Source organism: Staphylococcus simulans (assembly GCF_002994445.1).
Taxonomy (GTDB): domain Bacteria; phylum Bacillota; class Bacilli; order Staphylococcales; family Staphylococcaceae; genus Staphylococcus; species Staphylococcus simulans_B.
Window position 1 is genome coordinate 507893 of the sequence record NZ_MRZJ01000001.1, and the last position, 16477, is coordinate 524369.

Below are 16477 nucleotides of genomic sequence, written 5' to 3' on the forward strand. Positions count from 1 at the left end.
TCCGCCAAGCATTTTAATTAATTCATGTTCTTAAGTTGTTGTTTCGTGATGTATTACATATATAATCATACCAAGCCCTTTTTAGAAAAGGCAATAACATTTGGTTGACTTAAAATGTCAATTTAATGCAATAAAACGTTTTCATTACGCTTTTTATTAAAAAAACAGGTTGAAATTCGATGGAATTTCAACCCATTTCTCATTTTTATCTATTATTTTTCAGCTGGTTGATCATTTCCTGTTCTTGCTTCATCAATCGCTTCATTTAATTCTTCTGTAAATAAAGCACGTTGTACTGTATCGTAATTCAATAATTGTGCTAATACATCTACTACTGCGTCTTTATATTTTAAGACGTCTTCAATATCAAAGTATAACATACCTGTTCTGCGGATTAAGAAATCCGTCGGTTTATATACCATTTCATTTTGAATACCATAAATCAATTCTGCATAAATTGCTAACGGCAAGCCTGAGTTTTGATATTGTGCCGTGTGTGCAATTTTGTATAGTTCATCAGCATTTGAACCGTAACGTCTTGCGATTGCTTCAGCTGTTTCAGTATCTAATTGATACTTCGCACCTTCTGCTGTTTTTTGCTCAACAAAGTTTTCGAAGTTGGCACTGCCGCCGACATCACCGCCTGAAATTGTAAGATGTTTCGTTTTGCATGAACCGAATTTCAAACCGAAATCTTGCTGCAAGCGTTTAGAAAGCAAGTCAACAATACCTTTTGCCATGTGTCTGTATCCTGTTAGTTTACCGCCGGCAATCGTTAACAAACCTGATTTGCCTTCCCAAATTTCATCTTTACGAGAAATTTCAGATGGATCTTTGCCTTCTTCTAAAATTAACGGTCTTACACCTGCCCAAGATGATTCGATATCTTTATCTGTAATATCAAGTCCTGGGAACATGTAATTAACTGCATCAATCAAGTAGTCGCGATCTTCTTGTGTTGGCAGCGGTGATGTTTTGTCATTATTATAAAACGTATCTGTTGTTCCGATATATGCTTTGCCTTCTCTCGGAATTGCGAAAATCATTCTGCCGTCTTTTTCTGTATCGAAGTATACTGCTTGTTGTAAAGGGAACTTAGATTGATCAATAACAATGTGTACCCCTTTTGTTAAGCGTAATTGTTTATTATTTCTAGAGTAATCCGCGCTTCTGACCTCGTCTACCCAAGGGCCGCTTGCGTTGATTACTTTTTTAGCATGAATTGTATATGCTTCATCTGACAGCATATCTGTCACTTGGATACCATTAACTTGTTCTTTATTATCGTACGTGAAGTTGACTGATTTTGTGTAGTTGACAATATCTGCACCTTTTTCAGCTGCACGTTTCATCACTTCGATTGTTAAGCGTGCATCATCTGTACGATATTCAACATAATAACCGCCGCCTTTAAGACCTTTTCGTTTTACAAGCGGTTCTTTTTCTAATGTTTGCTGTTTATTTAACATTTTCTTGCGTTCGGATTTTTTAACACCAGCTAATCGGTCATACATTGCTAAACCGATAGAAGTTGAGAACTTGCCGAATGTGCCGCCTTTATGCATCGGCAGCAGCATCCATTCAGGTGTTGTAACATGCGGACCGTTTTCATATACAATCGCACGTTCGCGGCCTGTTTCAGCTACTACCCCGACTTGCAGCTGTTTCAAATAACGTAAACCGCCATGGACTAATTTAGTAGAACGAGAACTTGTCCCTTGTGCAAAGTCTTGCATTTCTACAAGTGCGACTTTCATACCGCGGTCTGCCGCATCTAAAGCGACACCTGCACCTGTAATACCGCCTCCGATAATCACTACGTCATATTCTTGATCCTTTAATCTTTGTTTGATTGCTTCTCTGTTCAATGTTGATAAACTCATTGATAACGCCTCCTAATAAATTCTGATATGAATGCATGAGACAAGTCGAAATGTGAGTTTTACAACCCAATAGATTAAAAAATGAGAGACCTATCCCATACATTTTATAATGGTGTGAACAGTTCTCTCATTCTCGAGTCATAAATATTAACTTATTAAATAGTATAACATAGTTTACAATTAATCGTCTAACTTGAATACTTGCGTTGCTTCAACTGCTTTTTTCCAGCCTTTGTATAATTTTTCACGCTCAGCTTCATCCATTTGCGGTTCGAATGCTTTTTCTAATTTCCAGCGGTTTGCGATTTCTTCTTTGCTGTCCCAGAATCCTACAGCCAAACCTGCAAGATATGCTGCACCTAATGCTGTTGTTTCATTGATTTCAGGACGTTCTACTGTGATATTTTGAATATCTGCTTGGAATTGCATTAAGAAGTTGTTCTTCACTGCACCGCCATCCACACGGATACTTTCTACATGAATACCAGAGTCTTGCACCATAGCTTCAACTACATCACGTGTTTGGTAACAGATAGATTCTAAAGTTGCTCTGATAAAGTGTTCTTTTTCAGTACCGCGTGTAATACCGAAGACTGCACCGCGTGCATTTGAATCCCAATAAGGTGTACCTAAACCTACAAAGGCAGGCACCACATAAACCCCATCAGTAGATTCAATACGGTTCGCATAATTTTCTGATTCAGGCGCAGAGTTAATCATTCTTAACCCATCTCTCAACCATTGAATTGCTGAACCTGACACGAAGATTGAACCTTCTAAAGCATAATGCACTTCGCCGTCTAATCCATAAGCGATAGTTGTTAATAAACCATTATCGGATTGAACCGCTTCTTTCCCTGTATTCATCAGCATAAATCCGCCTGTACCATACGTATTTTTCACATTGCCTCGGTCGAAACAAGCTTGTCCGAATAAAGCAGATTGCTGGTCGCCTGCAATCCCTGCAATCGGTACCTCTTGACCAAAGAAATGATAGTCTTTCGTTTTAGCATAAATTTCGCTAGACTCATGTACTTCAGGCAAGATTTGTTTCGGGATATCCAGAATTTCTAACAATTCATCATCCCACTTCAAGTCATGAATATTATAAATCAGTGTACGGCTGGCATTCGTATAATCTGTAACATGAGCTGCACCGCCGGATAATTTCCATACAATCCATGAATCGATTGTACCGAATAATAAATCACCTTTTTCTGCTTTCTCTCTTGCACCCTCTACATGATCTAAAATCCATTTGATTTTTGTGCCAGAGAAGTAAGGATCAAGCACTAATCCTGTTTTTTCACGGAAAGTATCTTCATAGCCTTGGTCGCGTAAAGATTGAACGATATCTTGTGTTTGGCGAGATTGCCATACAATCGCATTATAAATCGGTCTTCCTGTATTTTTATCCCAAATTACTGTTGTTTCCCTTTGGTTGGTAATCCCGATACCTACCACTTGTCTAGGATAAATATCATCATCATTTAAAACCGTCGCAATCACCGATAACACAGAAGTCCAAATCTCATTGGCATCGTGTTCTACCCAGCCTAAATTAGGAAAATGCTGTGTGAATTCGCGCTGCGCTGTAGAAACAATCTCCCCTTCTTTATTAAATAAAATGGCACGTGTACTCGTTGTACCTTGGTCTATTGATAAAATGTATTGTTCCATTTTGAACAACTCCTTAATCATGATAATTACAAAGCAAATGACTTTGTCCCCAAAAATAAATCTCGAATTAACTTAATCTCTAATATATCGTTTCGACGTCTTTCTTATCAACCTTGTTCAATACAAGACCTAAAACTAAAGTGATCGCTGTCAAGACAATGGCTGCGACTGAAAGCATATCGAATGAACCTTTATATGCAGCTCTATAAATACAAGCACCTAACATACCGCCTGCAATCGGCCCTAATACCGGTACTATTGCATAGGACCATTGTGAATTACCTTTGTCTGCAATCGGTAAAAGCGCATGTGCAATTCTCGGTCCTAAGTCACGTGCCGGATTAATTGCATAACCCGTAGGTCCCCCTAAACTAATACCGATAGCAACAATCAAGCCGCCCACAATAATCGGGTTCAAACCATCTGTAAATTTATTGATACCGATAAACATCAAACCTAATGTCAAAGCAGCAGTACCGATGATTTCACTTAAAAAGTTGGCATAATAATTTTTAATGCCCGGCGCTGTACAAAATACTGCTAATTTAGCACCTTTATCATCTGTTGCTTTCCAATGCGGCAAATACATCAGCCAAACTAATGCACCGCCGACTACACCGCCTAACGTTTGGCAAATAATATAGCCTGGTACTTTAAACCATTCTATACCGCCATCCATAGCAAAAGCTACCGTTACAGCCGGATTCAAATGCGCGCCTGAAATTGTGCCTACTGCATACACCCCTAATGTCACAGCAAGCCCCCATCCAAGCGAAATATTAATCCAGTCGCTGCCGAAACCTTTTGATTTAACAAGGTTAAGGTTAGCAACTACACCGCCCCCGAATAAAATCAAAATGGCAGTGCCCAAAAATTCCGCAAAATATGGACTCATATAACTTCCTCCTTAAAAGTAGACAAAAAGACTCCTACATTTATCGTGTGAATGTAGAAGTCTCCTATCTCTATCGTAATTTATATTAACTTATTAACAGAATATCTTTTTATGAAAGCGTTGTCAATGAATATTCATATTTTCACAAAAATACTTTTGCAACAATTTACCATAATGTTTTATTGCTGGTTGTAACATATTCCGCACCGCTCGATACCGCTGCTGCTACTTCTTCTGGCTGATCAATCAAGCCGCCGGCAATAACTGGTGTCTTTGTTTCATCATAAACTTTTTGAATCACCTTGCTAGCAACACCTGGCAGTACTTCCACAAAATCAGGCTGTACTTGCTTGATTAAAGCGATACTGCGATTGAGTGCATGGCTGTCGATGACAAACACACGTAAAATCGTAGTCACTTTCAAAGTCTTCGCTTTTTTAATGACTTTCGGTTTCGTTGAAACAATCCCTTCAGGTTTGAAGTTTTGAATCAAATATTCGCATCCGAATTCATCATGTGCGACACCTCTTGTCAAATCCACATGAATGTAAGTCTGCAGTTTATTTTGTTTCAACAAGTCCATAATACTTTTCAAATGACCGATATGGGCATCTAACAATACACATTTTTGATAGTCAGTCTTCACCAACTTTTCTAAATCTCTCATCTCACGAATTGCCGGTAAAATATGTGGCTTCACGCTCATGTCTCCTTTACTGGATACGCTTGAATAAACGTTCCATTTCATAGTTTGAAAAGCTGATGATAATCGGGCGACCGTGCGGACATGTAAACGGATCTTCCATTTCCCGCAATTGGTCAATCAAGTCGGCCATTTCATGATTTCTTAAATAATGGTTGGCTTTAATCGACTTTTTGCAACTCATCATAATTGCTGCTGCTTCTCTGATTTTTTTAATATCTACTTTCTTATGTTCTAAAACATATTCCACCATATCTTGAATAATCTCTTGTGCTTCTTCTTTAGGGAACCACACAGGATAGCTGTTGACGATATAATCATGACTGCCGAAAGGTTCTAAATGCACCCCGACTTTATCCAATTCATCTTTGAATTCATTAATAATCATTTGTTCATCTTTAGAAAAGTGGAATGTCATCGGCAGTAAAAGATTTTGTACTTCATTCGTAACTTCACCGATTTTATCTCTGAAGTATTCGTATTTAATACGTTCTTGTGCTGCGTGCTGATCAATCATAAACATACCTGTTTCATTTTGTGCAATGATGTAAGTCCCATGCACTTGGCCAACCACTTCCATATAAGGGACTCGGTGTTTCGGTTGTGCTTTTTGTGTTTCTCTTACATCTTGTATTTGTCCCGTTTCATTTTTATTGTCATCTTCAGCTTCAGTATCAAAGTCATTAGTCTCATAAGCATCTAAATCCGATAAGACTGCTTTTTGCGCATTTTGATAATCTGTACTGTCATTGGTTTCTGAAACATGCGAATCATTTTGTCCTGCATCAAGGTCCGTTGCTGCATTATCGTTTTGGCTTTCATTTGTTCTATCTTCTGTATTGTCATCAGCCTGCTGTTCAGCTTGGCGCTTTTCAAAGTCCAGTTTTTGCTGCTCAAAAGTTTCTAGCACTTTATTTTTCTTATGCAGTTTATTTTCATCATTATGCGGAATTAAAATTTTGTCTTTAAAGGCATCTTGAATTTTTTCTACAATCAACTGATACAGTTGTTCTTCTTTTGATAAACGAACTTCTAATTTTGTCGGATGTACGTTGACATCTACAAGTATCGGATCCATTTCTATATTGATATAGCAGATCGGATAGCGTCCGATAGTCAACAACGTATGGTAGCCTTCTAATATGGCCTTATTCAAGATGAAATTCTTGATATAACGTCCGTTGATAAAGATAGAAATATAGTGTCTGTTGCTGCGGGAATGTTCAGGCTTGGCCACGAAACCTTCAAGATGATAATCACTGGTATCGCCTGTAATATGCACTAAATCTTTCGCAACTTTCATGCCGTATATTTCTGCCATTACTTCATTAGTACGTCCTGAGCCATTAGTTTTGATTAATGTTTTGCCGTCAGATACTAATGTAAAGCGTACTTCTGGATGACTCATCGCCATACGATTGACAATATCTGTAATTTTTCCGAGTTCTGTATACAGACTCTTAACATATTTCAAACGTGCCGGCGTGTTATAAAATAACGATTCGACTAAAATATCAGTACCTTGTTTGGCTTTTGCAGGTTTTTGATTGATAATCGCACCATCTTCCGCATAGATTTCATGTCCATTTTGTCCATCTGTACACGTACGCAATGTGACTTTTGCGACAGAGGAAATACTGGCTAATGCTTCACCTCTGAAACCTAATGTACGGATATGGAATAAATCACTGTCTTCATTCAGTTTACTTGTCGCATGGCGATGAAAGACTAGATGCAAGTCATCTTCTTCGATACCTGTACCGTTATCAACGACACGAATCGATTCGATTCCGGATTGTTTGACTTCAATATTAATTTCGCTTGCTTTGGCATCAAGGGCATTTTCCAACAATTCTTTAACGACTGATCCTGGACGTTCAACTACCTCCCCTGCCGCGATTTTATTGGCGAGGGAAGTCTGTAATTCTTTTATTTTGCCCATGATTGTTCACCTCTATTTTAATTGGTTTTGGAGTTCGCTGAGTTTGTTGAGTGCTTGAAGCGGTGTCATATTTGATATGTTTAATTGTTTTAATTCCAATTCGACTTCGCTTTCTTTAGGTACATTATCAAACAAATCAAATGTTCCTTGTTGGAAACCAGATTGCTGCTGTTCTTCTGGTTCATTTTTATCTTCTCGAGAGTGGTTTGTTTCAGAGACTGCTGCTTCATTCTTTTCTGCAGCTTCAAAACTAGGAATTTGCGGTTGTGATTTATCGTTCGCTTCAAAGGCATCTAAGATCACCTGAGCACGTTCAATCACTTGATCCGGCAAATCTGCAAGTTTTGCGACTTGAATACCATAACTGTCATCTACAGCGCCATCTTTTACTTTATGCAAGAAGATAAGTTCGCCTTTATATTCATTTGCGGCAACATGTACGTTTTTCAAACATGCCAATGACTGATCTAATGTCGTCAGCTCATGATAATGTGTCGAAAATAACGTTTTCGCATGTGAAGTTTGTGCAACGTATTCAATCATTGCTTGAGCAAGTGCTAGTCCATCAAAAGTTGATGTGCCGCGTCCAATCTCATCAAAAATAATCAAGCTGTCTTCTGTCGCATATGTTAAGGCTTTTTGTGCCTCCAGCATTTCAACCATAAAAGTACTTTTACCAGATACTAAGTCATCGGCAGCACCGATACGTGTAAAGATTTGATCAAAAATCGGCAGCACTGCTTCGCTGCATGGTACATATGCGCCCATTTGCGCCATAATACTGATAATTGCGATTTGGCGCATATAAGTAGATTTACCTGACATATTCGGCCCTGTAATCAAATAAATGAACTGTTCATCATCTAAGCGGCAATCATTAGGAACATAATCATTATAATCCATGACACGCTCTACTACAGGGTGGCGAGAATCAACTAAGTCTAATGTTTTATCATCGCTGAATTCGGGTCTGACATAATTGTATTTTTGAGCAATTTCCGCAAAACTTTGCAGGCAATCAATTTCAGAAATTAATTTTGCTTGTTTTTGAAGACGCTCAGTATACGCTTTGACCGCTTCTCTTAATTTCACAAAGAGCTGATATTCAAGTTCTACTGCTTTATCTTCAGCCCCTAAAATCAAATCTTCTTTTTCTTTTAATTCATCCGTAATAAAACGTTCCGCATTCGACAATGTTTGTTTACGTGTATAACCATAGTCTGAAGGCTCAAAGCCTTTCAAGTTTGCACGTGTAATTTCTATAAAATAGCCGAATACTTTGTTAAAGCTGATTTTCAGCGAACGAATACCTGTACGTTCTCTTTCTTTCGCTTGAAGTTGCGCCAACCATTGTTTACCGTTAATTGATGCTTCTAAGTATTCATCTAATTGTTCATTAAACCCCTGTTTGAACAAGCCTCCGTCTTTTACTGAAATCGGCGGTTCCTCAACAAGACTGTGTTCCAACAATTCCAGCAAATCATTTAAAGGTTCCAACTGTCTGAACTGCTCTGGCAATTGATCGTCAAACGCATCTAATAATGCTTTGATATTCGGTATCTCAGCAATTGAATGCTTAAGCTGAATTAAATCACGTGCATTCACATTACCGTAACTGACACGTCCGACTAATCTTTCAATATCATACACTTGATTTAAATAATTGCGCAGTGTATCGCGTTCAATAAAACGATCAATCAATTGTGACACAGCATCTAAACGTTCATTGATGGCCTGTTTATAGATTAATGGTCGGTCAATCCATTGTTTGAGACGACGTGCACCCATTGGGGTCTTTGTTTCATCCATCAGCCATAACAATGTTCCTTTTTTAGATTTCAAACGAATGCTTTCTGTCAATTCTAAGTTGCGTTTAGCGTAATAATCCATTTTCATATAATCGACAGCTTCATATACTTTTGCGTCTTCAATATGTTCTAAATTACGCTTTTGCGTATGGTGGATATAATCTAACAGTACTTGAACTGCATGATGCATTAATGTATCTTCCACTTGGTTCACAGCATAATTTTCATTGCTGATGTCATCAACAACCGTTAATGTTTCTGTAGCCAATGACATTTGCTGCTTCAATGATGCTTCTACCGCTTCAGCAGTGACAATCTCGTTAGGATTAATTGTTGTAATCTCATTTAGTAGCATACTTTCATCATTAAAATGTGTCACCTTTAATTCACCCGTCGACACATCACAATAACTTAACGCAATGTTGTCCGCTTCTCGAACGAAGCTCAAAATATAGTTGTTTTGTTTTTCATCCACGCCGCCTTGGTTCATAATTGTTCCTGGTGTAACTACACGGATTACTTCTCGGCGTACCATACCTTTTGTGACTTTCGGATCTTCCATTTGTTCGCAAATGGCTACTTTATATCCATTTTCTATTAATGTTTCTATATAACTTTCTGCAGAGTGGTAAGGCACTCCGCACATTGGAATAGGGTTTTCTTTTTTCGCATCCCTTTTTGTCAGCGTAATCTCTAATACTCTAGAAGCCACTTTTGCATCTTCATAAAACATTTCATAAAAATCGCCTAATCTGAAAAACAGTAAGCAGTCTTGATATTGAGATTTTATTTTTAAATATTGCTGCATCATCGGCGTTACATTTGTCATGATTTTGAATCATTCCTTCTAATTTTAGGTTTATTCATTATAAGTGATTGTATAAGAATTTCATATCCATTTCACTTTTCTTAACTCATCTATTTTAACAAATTATAAGTGGTTAAACGAGTGTCTGCTTTTGTAAGGCTAATTTTAAATTCCTAATAAAAAGATTAATTCAATATATATTATCAGTTAAATACTATTAAATTGTCGTAAAAATCAGAATGTCATTCACTGTTCTCTGATATATTGAAATTAATTTCACAAAAGGAGAGATTTACGCACTATGAAACTTAAAAAATCAGTCATTACCTCATTAGCAGTATCAGTCACTTTATTAACCGGTTCTCAAGCAGTACTTGCTAGCGGAGGCGGCGGTATCGGTCCTGCTTCAAACGGCCACAGCAACGTTAACAAAGCTGCATCACACAAACCTCAAAACATTCTCAATAAAAATGTCGCAATCGCACATCGCGGCGCAAGCGGTTATGCACCTGAACATACTTTCTTCGCTTACGACAAAGCCAAAAACGAGCTCAATGCGGACTACATAGAGCTAGATTTGCAGATGACAAAAGATGGCAATTTAATCGCAATGCATGATGAAACTGTTGATCGTACAACAGGCGGTAAATTCCATGGACCTGTCAAAAACTACACCACTGCTCAATTGAAACAAATGGATGTTGGCACTTCATTCAATGTTGCGAATCCTCAATATGCCGACCCTAAATACAGCGGTGCTAAAATTCCTACATTAGATGAAATCTTAGACCGTTACGGCAAAAACACAAACTACTATATCGAAACAAAATCACCAGATGTGTATCCTGGTATGGAAGAAAAATTGCTTCAAACTTTAAATAAGCACGGATTGCTGACACCAAATAAGCTTCAAAACGGACAAGTCGTCGTACAATCTTTCTCACAAGAAAGTTTATTGAAAATGAAACGTCTCAATCCGAATGTACCGTTAATTCAATTGACAGATAAAGCACAATTAGGCACATACACAGATCAAGACTTAGATTATATTGCATCATATGCTAAAGGTGTCGGCCCTGAATATCATGATGCTACAGCAGCAAATGTAGAAAAAATGCACCGCCATCACCTGCTAGTACACCCTTATACTGTCAATACAGCCCCTGAAATGCAGCAATTAATCAATAACAACGTTGATGGTGCCTTCTCTAACTACATCGATCAATATGTAAAACTTAGAGACCAATCTCAAAACAAAACAGCTTACTAAGCTTAAATAAAATAGAAAAAATGAAACATCCCCATCCACTTCTTAAACAAAGAAATGAATGGGGATGTTGTATTTATCAGTCTTTTGGCAGCCATCTGGACAGCTTGCCTTTTTTAAATAAAATCATAAGCAGTACATAACTAATGGATGCACCTAAAGCACTTGATGCGATAAATGCGGCCATTAAAGGTTTAATGGCAATCCCTTGCAATCCTAAGACAAAAGCCAAAGGAATACACATAAAGCTGCCGATGAAACCTGTTCCGATGACTTCACCGATTGCGGCCATAAACAAATGTTTACGGTAACGATACAGCAAGCTCGCTAGTAATACTCCGATCATACTGCCGGGAAACGCAAATGCTGAACCTGTACCGAACATCATGCGAATGACTGAGGATAGAAATGCTTGAGCAAGTCCGAACCACGGTCCTACAAATACAGCACATAACACATTAATCATATGTTGAATCGGTGCCGCTTTAATAGGTCCGAGCGGTATAATAATCAGACTGCTTAAGACAACATTAATGGCGATGAACATAGCAGTTAAAGTAAGTTTTCTTATCTTCACAACTCAAACGCCCTTTCACTTAGATTTAAAGTTACTGCTTGTGGTGCGCTGCGTTCAAACGATCAGCCATTGTGTTAATCATCATTTGCAGCAAATCATTCGCATCAGCTTGCGATTCGCGAAATTCTGTGACGATAGGCAACGCATTGATTTTCTTTTCAAGTTCTGCTATCTCTGCTTCACTGCGCTTATAAGCTTCTATCTTGCCATAGTTCTGCAAATTCACAGATTGCTTTTGTCTTTGTTTTAAATCTGCCATCCAATCATCAATATGATGGTTGCGATGTATTTGTGTTTCAACACGCTGGTAATCTTTAACAGTATCCAAAGCTTTAATTTGCGCACTCAGCTTTTTAGCTTCTTCGATGATAGCCGTTTTATCATACATTACGCTTTCACCGTATTGCCTTCATGGACATGCAAGAATGTTCCGTTTAATGAATACTGTTTCGCTTCGTCGATTTTCACATCAACAAGTTTGCCGATGACTTCTTTAGGCCCTTTAAAGTTAACTAATTTATTTTTATCAGTGTAACCTGCTAAGACTGTGTCGTCTTTTTTACTGCTGCCTTCGCATAATACAGTCACAACTTGACCTTCATAAGCTTTAAGTGCACGTTCAGAATAGTATCCGACTTTTTTATTTAAGCGCTGCAAGCGTGCTTTTTTAACGTCAGTTGCTACGTTATCTTTCATTCGTGCTGCAGGTGTACCATCACGCTGTGAATAAAGATAAGTATAAGCATGTTCGAATTCAACTTCATCATATAATGATAATGTTTCTTCGAATTGTTCTTCTGTTTCATTCGGATAGCCGACAATAATATCAGTTGTTAAAGCAACATCAGGAATTGCGGCTTTAATACGATGAACTAAATCTAAATAGCTTTCGCGTGTATATTTGCGTCCCATAATTTTCAATACAGCATCATTACCAGATTGAACAGGTAAATGGATGTGCGGTACGATATTGCCGCCCTTAGCAATTACTTCAATCATATGATCTGTAAAGTCCCAAGGGTGGCTGGTAGTAAAACGGACACGCGGAATATCGATTTTTGAAATAGCTTCAAATAAATCGCCTAAACCATAATCCATGTCTTTTAAGTCTTTACCGTATGAGTTGACGTTTTGACCTAATAAAGTAATTTCTTTATAGCCTCTGCGAGCTAAATCGCGCACTTCATCAATAATATCTTGCGGACGGCGACTGCGCTCTTTACCGCGTGTAAACGGCACAATACAATATGTACAGAACTTATCGCAGCCATACATAATATTAACCCATGCTTTGAAATAGTCATCGCGGACTTTCGGAAGGTTCTCGATAACATCGCCTTCTTTAGACCAAACATCAATGACCATTGCTTTGGATAAATATGCTTCTTCTAAAATCTCTGGTAATTTATGAATATTGTGCGTACCGAAAATCATATCCACGTTTTGGAATGACTTCAATATTTTATTAACGACTGATTCTTCTTGCGACATACAACCGCAAACACCGATTAAGCAATCTGGACGATCGCGTTTCAAGTGTTTTAAATTACCGATTTCACTAAATACTTTGTTTTCCGCATTTTCACGAATCGCACAAGTATTTAACAAGATTACATCTGCTTTTAACATTTCATCTGCTAATGTATAACCTAAAGCTTCAAAAATACCTGCCATTACTTCAGTGTCGTGCGCATTCATTTGGCAACCATACGTTTTAATAAAGAACGTACGGCCTTTACCCATGTTTTTATATTTCTCATCTATTTGGAAATCACGATTATAATGCACTTCTTCTTTACCGCGTTTTTTAGCTTCTTTTAAACTAGGAGGCTGGTAAACTGTTTCGAAGTATTGACTATAATCTTTCTCTTTCTTGTTTCGGTGTGCAATTACGTCCAAAGAACCCGCTTTTCTTTGTTCTTCATTCACTTCGCAAAATCCTTTCTATATCCCCGATTAATCATTATTTCATTATATATGGTTTACGTTAAAAGTGCAAAATGAATCTTGTCTGAAACAGAAAAAAAGCCAGTCAAAGACCGGCTTCATTTTAGTGTTTGGATTTAGGATTCAATGCATCTTTCAATCCTTCACCAACAAAGTTGATACATAAAATTGTCATTGTAATAATAATTGCTGGTGGCATCCAAATCCAAGGTTTGCCGCTGAGTACATCTGCTTCTTGTGCATCTGAAAGCATATTCCCCCATGTCGGTGTTGTTTTCGCAATACCAAAACCAAGGAAACTCAAACCTGCTTCAGCTACAATTTGTACCGCAAATAATAAAGTTGCTTGTACAATAATGACACTTAAAATGTTCGGTAATAAATGTTTGAACATAATTTTATATACAGGTGTACCAATGGATACAGCAGCTAAGAAATATTCATTTTCTTTCTCTTGCATCACTTTACCACGCGTCAATCTCGCAATTCCGACCCATGACAGCACTATGATAACGGATGCCAAAATAATTGCTGAGCCGTATGGATTTTTGATTTTATCGCTGAAAGTCGCATTTAATACGATTGCGAATGGAATGAATGGGAACAACATTACAAACTCAGTAAAACGCATTAAAATTGTGTCGATTTTACCGCCATAATAACCAGAGATCATACCTACAATGATACCAATAATTAAAATCCCTGCTGTTGTTGTAATCCCGAATACCATTGAAACACGACCTGAATACAATAATCGACTTAAAATATCTCGACCTCCAGCATCAGTGCCCAGCCAATGTTCCGGAGACATATCCCCTTTGATATTCACGAGGTTTTGCTCGTTCGGATCAAAAGGTGCGATAAGCGGAGATAACATAGAAATCGTAAATATCGCGATGAGCACAAAAAGTGCAGTCATTGCTAATTTATTATGCGTGAAATGAATCAATGCACTTTTTAAGGGTGAATAACTCTCATTTTTAGTTTTTGATTGTTTAGCCATTGTTGCGCCTCCTTAGTTGCTCTTAATTCTAGGGTCGACGATACTATATGTGATATCAGAGATTAAGTTCGCAAGTAGTCCTAAGAATGCGAAGAATAATAGTAACGCCATCATGAGAGGATAATCTTTACCGCTGATTGCTTCAATCAGCAATTTACCGATTCCTGGATATGAGAAAATTGTTTCAATGATTACTGCACCGCCGAAAATAGACAGTACATCTCCCCCGAAGAATGTCACAATAGGGATAATTGAATTTCTTAAAATATGTTTATTGTAGATTTTATTTTCAGAAATCCCATTTGAACGTGCTGTACGCACATAATCTTTACGTGCATTTTCAATCATATCGTTACGCAAGAATTGTACATATCCGGCTGTAGACATTACACCTAAAATCAATGCCGGCAATAAAGCATGATAAAGTTTACTCATATAATATGCGAAAGTGCCTTCTTCTAATCCCATCGTTACAGACCCTTGGAATGGGAATAAATTCAATTGGAATGCGAATAAATAAATCGCAAAGACACCTGCTACAAATGAAGGCAATGCCAACAAGAAATAGTTAGCAACTTGTATCGAGTAATCCAATGGCGAATATGGTTTTCGTCCTGATAAGATACCAAGCGGAAAAGCCAAAATATACGTAAATATTAAGGTTAATGTTCCCAGTCTAATTGTATTAGGCATTCTTTCTTTGATTAAATCAATTACAGGTCTTTTAAATCGGACTGATTCGCCTAAATCTCCATGTACAATATGTTCTGCCCACTTAATATACTGCACATGAATCGGTTGGTCATAACCTAATTTCTTTCTTTGCTGTTCATAATATGCTGAAGAACTGTCAGAGGATGATGCTTGTCCTGTAAATGCATCACCCGGTTGTAATTTAGAGATACCGAAAATTATAATTGAAATCAAAAACAGTAACGGTATCATCAATAATAAACGACGAATGATTAACTGAATCATTTTTCCACCTCTTCCTCAATCAGCAAGCAAGATACAAAATGGTCTTTGCTGACTTCTTTATATTCGGGTTGATTAGTTTTGCAAGCTTCTTGTGCAATCGGACACCTTGTATGGAAAGGACATCCTGTCGGAGGATTTGCAGGTGAAGGTAAATCTCCAGTTAATAAAATTCTCGTTTTTCTTTTTGTCGGATCAATTTCTGGTATTGCTGAAATCAAAGCTTGTGTATAAGGATGTTTTGGATGATTATAAATTTCTTCTGCCGGTCCTTGCTCAACAATATGACCAAGATACATTACGCCGATATAATCACTTACATGCTTAACAACACTTAAATCATGCGCAATGAATAAGTAACTAAGATTAAATTCTTTTTGCAAATCATCTAATAAATTCAGTACTTGAGATTGTACAGAAACATCTAACGCACTTACAGGTTCGTCTAAAATAATTAATTTAGGTTTAAGTGCTAATGCACGTGCAATACCTACCCTCTGTCTTTGTCCGCCTGAAAATTCATGCGCATATTTATAATAATCCTCTGGGTGCAGTCCTACTTTTGCTAAAAGTCCTTTTACTTCTTTTTCAAGTTCTGCTTTAGACAGCTTACTATAGTTTTTTATCGGTTCGCCGACAATGTCTCCTACCATTTGCAGCGGGTTAAGCGAAGCATAAGGGTCTTGGAAAACCATTTGAAATCCCTTGCGCGCTTCTCTTAGTTTATGTCCTTTAATATTCGTAATATCTTCACCATTAAAAGTTACTGTACCGCCCGTAGGTGTCTGCAACCTCAAAATACTTCTACCTGCAGATGATTTACCGCAGCCTGATTCTCCTACCAGCCCCATAGTCTCGCCTTCATTGATTTTAAAACTGATACCGTCTACTGCTTTGACTTGTCCGACTGTTCTGCGAAAAAATCCGCCTTTAATTGGATAATATTGTTTAAGTTCATTTACTTCTAAGATTGTCTTTTTATCCATAAT

General features: G+C 37.7%; 13 protein-coding genes. 1 reads left to right on the top strand and 12 read right to left on the bottom strand.

Annotated elements, in window-relative coordinates; genetic code table 11:
- Positions 1-212: 212 nt before the first annotated feature.
- The 6 genes from C7N65_RS02615 to mutS form a co-directional block, all read right to left on the bottom strand.
- Positions 213-1883: a glycerol-3-phosphate dehydrogenase/oxidase gene (locus tag C7N65_RS02615; protein ID WP_105992909.1), complete on the bottom strand. Its 1671-nt coding sequence runs from the start codon at positions 1881-1883 to the stop codon at positions 213-215.
- A 180-nt stretch (positions 1884-2063) separates the two neighbouring features.
- Positions 2064-3563 (bottom strand): glycerol kinase GlpK, encoded by a 1500-nt coding sequence (glpK, locus tag C7N65_RS02620; protein ID WP_105992910.1) that lies wholly within the window; start codon positions 3561-3563, stop codon positions 2064-2066.
- 79 nt (positions 3564-3642) lie between these two features.
- Positions 3643-4458: an MIP/aquaporin family protein gene (locus tag C7N65_RS02625; RefSeq protein ID WP_105992911.1), complete on the bottom strand. Its 816-nt coding sequence runs from the start codon at positions 4456-4458 to the stop codon at positions 3643-3645.
- 166 nt (positions 4459-4624) lie between these two features.
- Positions 4625-5158, bottom strand: coding sequence for a glycerol-3-phosphate responsive antiterminator (locus tag C7N65_RS02630; protein ID WP_105992912.1), 534 nt, complete (start codon positions 5156-5158; stop codon positions 4625-4627).
- Positions 5159-5171: 13 nt separating this feature from the next.
- Positions 5172-7103, bottom strand: a complete 1932-nt coding sequence (mutL, locus tag C7N65_RS02635; RefSeq protein WP_105992913.1) for a DNA mismatch repair endonuclease MutL — start codon at positions 7101-7103, stop codon at positions 5172-5174.
- Positions 7104-7115: 12 nt separating this feature from the next.
- A complete protein-coding gene (gene mutS, locus C7N65_RS02640; RefSeq protein WP_105992914.1) occupies positions 7116-9740 on the bottom strand; it encodes a DNA mismatch repair protein MutS in 2625 nt (874 codons plus the stop codon).
- 280 nt (positions 9741-10020) lie between these two features.
- Between mutS and C7N65_RS02645 the strand changes: the two genes are divergently transcribed.
- Complete coding sequence (locus tag C7N65_RS02645; protein WP_105992915.1) at positions 10021-10989, top strand: glycerophosphodiester phosphodiesterase; 969 nt, start codon at positions 10021-10023, stop codon at positions 10987-10989.
- A 76-nt stretch (positions 10990-11065) separates the two neighbouring features.
- Here C7N65_RS02645 and thiW read toward each other — a convergent pair whose 3' ends face one another.
- The 6 genes from thiW to C7N65_RS02675 all read right to left on the bottom strand — a co-directional run bounded on the left by thiW (position 11066) and on the right by C7N65_RS02675 (position 16474).
- Positions 11066-11563 (bottom strand): energy coupling factor transporter S component ThiW, encoded by a 498-nt coding sequence (gene thiW, locus C7N65_RS02650; RefSeq protein ID WP_105992916.1) that lies wholly within the window; start codon positions 11561-11563, stop codon positions 11066-11068.
- A gap of 31 nt (positions 11564-11594) precedes the next feature.
- A complete protein-coding gene (locus C7N65_RS02655) occupies positions 11595-11951 on the bottom strand; it encodes a RicAFT regulatory complex protein RicA family protein (protein ID WP_105992917.1) in 357 nt (118 codons plus the stop codon).
- Complete coding sequence (gene miaB, locus C7N65_RS02660; protein WP_105992918.1) at positions 11951-13492, bottom strand: tRNA (N6-isopentenyl adenosine(37)-C2)-methylthiotransferase MiaB; 1542 nt, start codon at positions 13490-13492, stop codon at positions 11951-11953. The genes C7N65_RS02655 and miaB overlap by 1 nt, the downstream gene beginning before the upstream one ends.
- Before the next feature lie 121 nt (positions 13493-13613).
- A complete protein-coding gene (gene opp4C / locus C7N65_RS02665; protein WP_105992919.1) occupies positions 13614-14513 on the bottom strand; it encodes an oligopeptide ABC transporter permease in 900 nt (299 codons plus the stop codon).
- A 12-nt stretch (positions 14514-14525) separates the two neighbouring features.
- Complete coding sequence (gene opp4B / locus C7N65_RS02670) at positions 14526-15491, bottom strand: oligopeptide ABC transporter permease (protein WP_105992920.1); 966 nt, start codon at positions 15489-15491, stop codon at positions 14526-14528.
- Positions 15488-16474: an ABC transporter ATP-binding protein gene (locus tag C7N65_RS02675; RefSeq protein WP_105992921.1), complete on the bottom strand. Its 987-nt coding sequence runs from the start codon at positions 16472-16474 to the stop codon at positions 15488-15490. Before C7N65_RS02675 ends, opp4B begins: the two co-directional genes overlap by 4 nt.
- Positions 16475-16477: the final 3 nt, after the last annotated feature.

What these genes read in the sequence shown, in the direction of transcription:
- C7N65_RS02615 (WP_105992909.1), bottom strand. Translation starts at nt 1,883, where the DNA reads ATGAGTTTATCAACATTGAACAGAGAAGCAATCAAACAAAGATTAAAG.
- glpK (WP_105992910.1), bottom strand. Translation starts at nt 3,563, where the DNA reads ATGGAACAATACATTTTATCAATAGACCAAGGTACAACGAGTACACGT.
- C7N65_RS02625 (WP_105992911.1), bottom strand. Translation starts at nt 4,458, where the DNA reads ATGAGTCCATATTTTGCGGAATTTTTGGGCACTGCCATTTTGATTTTA.
- mutL (WP_105992913.1), bottom strand. Translation starts at nt 7,103, where the DNA reads ATGGGCAAAATAAAAGAATTACAGACTTCCCTCGCCAATAAAATCGCG.
- mutS (WP_105992914.1), bottom strand. Translation starts at nt 9,740, where the DNA reads ATGACAAATGTAACGCCGATGATGCAGCAATATTTAAAAATAAAATCT.
- C7N65_RS02645 (WP_105992915.1), top strand. Translation starts at nt 10,021, where the DNA reads ATGAAACTTAAAAAATCAGTCATTACCTCATTAGCAGTATCAGTCACT.
- C7N65_RS02655 (WP_105992917.1), bottom strand. Translation starts at nt 11,951, where the DNA reads ATGTATGATAAAACGGCTATCATCGAAGAAGCTAAAAAGCTGAGTGCG.
- opp4C (WP_105992919.1), bottom strand. Translation starts at nt 14,513, where the DNA reads ATGGCTAAACAATCAAAAACTAAAAATGAGAGTTATTCACCCTTAAAA.
- opp4B (WP_105992920.1), bottom strand. Translation starts at nt 15,491, where the DNA reads ATGATTCAGTTAATCATTCGTCGTTTATTATTGATGATACCGTTACTG.
- C7N65_RS02675 (WP_105992921.1), bottom strand. Translation starts at nt 16,474, where the DNA reads ATGGATAAAAAGACAATCTTAGAAGTAAATGAACTTAAACAATATTAT.